This is a genomic window from Polynucleobacter sp. 35-46-11 (assembly GCF_002281105.1).
In genome coordinates, this window is record NZ_NCFJ01000432.1 from 1 (window position 1) to 2133 (window position 2133).

Consider the following 2133-nt stretch of genomic DNA (forward strand, 5'->3'; position numbering starts at 1 on the left):
CGGTCTGGTCATGTTTGCGCTGATGCTCCTCATCTTGATTATTGGCTTGAGTGGTTATTTATCCGTTAAAGAGTTTTTAGGTAATTTTGTTTCAGAGATTCATGAGGCGGTTTCTAGTTTAGTTTTGGGCCTAGTCGTCGTTCATATTGTTGCCGCAGTTGGCATGAGCTTGATCGAAAGACAAAATCTCATCAGATCAATGGTGACGGGTAAGAAGCAGGGCATGCCAGAGCAAGGAATTCCTTATCCGCAATATTTAATCGGCGCGCTGATTTTTCTTGGCGCTCTCTACTTCTTCTATCTCACTTTAACTGGTAGATTGCCTAGCCTGACTCAGTAAAAGTCTCCCCGATAGAGGATTGAGATCGGGGATATTCGCCTCGTTGTACGATAGATGGCATGAAGCTTCTGATAGCCCTGTATTTCTATATTCTTGCCACCATTCAGTTGGGTTTGCTATTGGGTGTCTATCACTACTATCGCTCTCAAAGTGCTGTTAGGCCAAGCGCATATTGGATGGGATCTTTGGTGGTGAGTATTTCGGCCTTAGCCATCTTTGGTACTGGAGTTTTGACTATTGAGGATGTCTCAAAGCCAGAATTTAATTTCACCATAGCCAATACATTGTTCTATGTGGCTGCTATTTTGCAACTGCTATTTTGTAGGTCGCTGAATCAGCCAATTAGTAAACGCATCGAATACGCCTTCATATTTTCCGTCTTCATTTTCATTCCATTCTTTGAGTGGATGCGGATTCATGGCACATTCGAAATTCGAACCGCAGTCATTTGTGTCATTACTGGATCTTTCTTTATTTGGCAGATTGTTCAATTGCGCGAAAAGAGAAAGTCGACTCCTTCGAAGCAATTAATGTATTTGCAATACGCCACTACTGCAGAATTATTTTTTGCTATTGGGCGACTCTCTGTAGTCGTTGCATCTGGCCTCACTATTCGTCAAGTTGAGCAGATTCCTCAGTTTTTGATTCTTCTGACAATCATGCAAATCGTGATGAACACGCTGGCTTACATTGCGATTGGTGGTTATTGGTCTGAGCGTATTGCGCTGGCAAGTGCTCAGTCGCAAACTGAGAACAAAGAAATTAAAGCCTTATTAACTGAGCGCGAGAATTTGATTTCTAGTTTACTTAAAGCTAATAAGACTGCAGCAACAGGGGCTTTGTCAGCCTCGATTGCCCATGAGCTTAATCAGCCCTTGGGGGCATCGCAACTGAATATCCAGTTTCTACAGAAGAAGTTATCTGAGGGTCATTTGACTGCCGAGCAAAATCAAGAGATTCTGGCTGCCTTACTAGCTGATAACCAGCGCGCTACCAACATCATTCAATCGCTGCGCTCTATATTTTCTGATGGAAAGATTGGCACCGAACAGATCGAGCTTGACGAATTAATCGAATCTATTCTCAAGATTACTAAGCCAGAAATTCAGGCAAAGAATATTCAAGTGGTTCTAGATCTGAGCTCGAATTCGGTAATTAACGTTAATCGTGGCGAGATCCAGCAAGTGCTCCTGAATCTCATTAATAACGCAATCCAGGCCCTAAGTGAATCCACTCGATCCTCTCGAATGCTCCAGATTGAGAGTCGAGATGTTTCTGGGGGTGTTCAATTGCTTATCTCTGACAATGGCGGTGGCGTGCCAAATGATGCCCAGATGCACTTATTTGAATTGCTCTCCAATAGCAATAAGCGTTCAGGCATGGGCTTAGGTTTATGGCTTTGCCAACATATTGTTTCTCGTCATGGTGGCAGCATTCGTTATGAGGATGCCGCTAGTGGTGGGGCTCAATTTACCGTCTTTTTGCCATCCACCCAGGACTAGCTTACTAGCTGTAGGGCTAATTGCCCAATGACAGCCCATTCTTTACATTCGATAAGTATCTTTTTACCAATATTCGCATTAGCTCAAGGTCCATATGAAAACCCAATTAACTCTGATTGCAGCATCTATCGCACTCATTTCTGGAAATGCTGTATTCGCAGCTGGCGGCGGTGGAGTCGTAGCTGATCCGGGCGCTATGCAGGGTAAGCACTTTGATGCCAAAGGCAAAGCCCCCTCGACTTTTACGGTGGAGCTGCAGAATGGCTTACGCAAAACCCTACCTTTTGAAGA

3 protein-coding genes are annotated in these 2133 nt (G+C 44.0%); all 3 read left to right on the top strand.

All coding sequences use genetic code 11. The annotated features are described in order from the left end of the window. A partial coding sequence (locus B7Y67_RS15965) for a cytochrome b/b6 domain-containing protein (protein WP_293599476.1) occupies window positions 1-340 on the top strand: 340 nt, incomplete at its 5' end. A 59-nt stretch (window positions 341-399) separates the two neighbouring features. Beyond that, on the top strand, window positions 400-1842 hold the full coding sequence (locus B7Y67_RS15970) for an ATP-binding protein (protein WP_293599477.1): 1443 nt from the start codon (window positions 400-402) through the stop codon (window positions 1840-1842). Between the two features lie 94 nt (window positions 1843-1936). Further along, window positions 1937-2133 (top strand): hypothetical protein (locus B7Y67_RS15975; RefSeq protein ID WP_293599478.1); only part of this gene is annotated, 197 nt, incomplete at its 3' end.

Bases quoted from the DNA above. Each gene is read 5' to 3' on its own strand.
- B7Y67_RS15970 (WP_293599477.1), top strand. From the start codon at position 400: ATGAAGCTTCTGATAGCCCTGTATTTCTATATTCTTGCCACCATTCAG.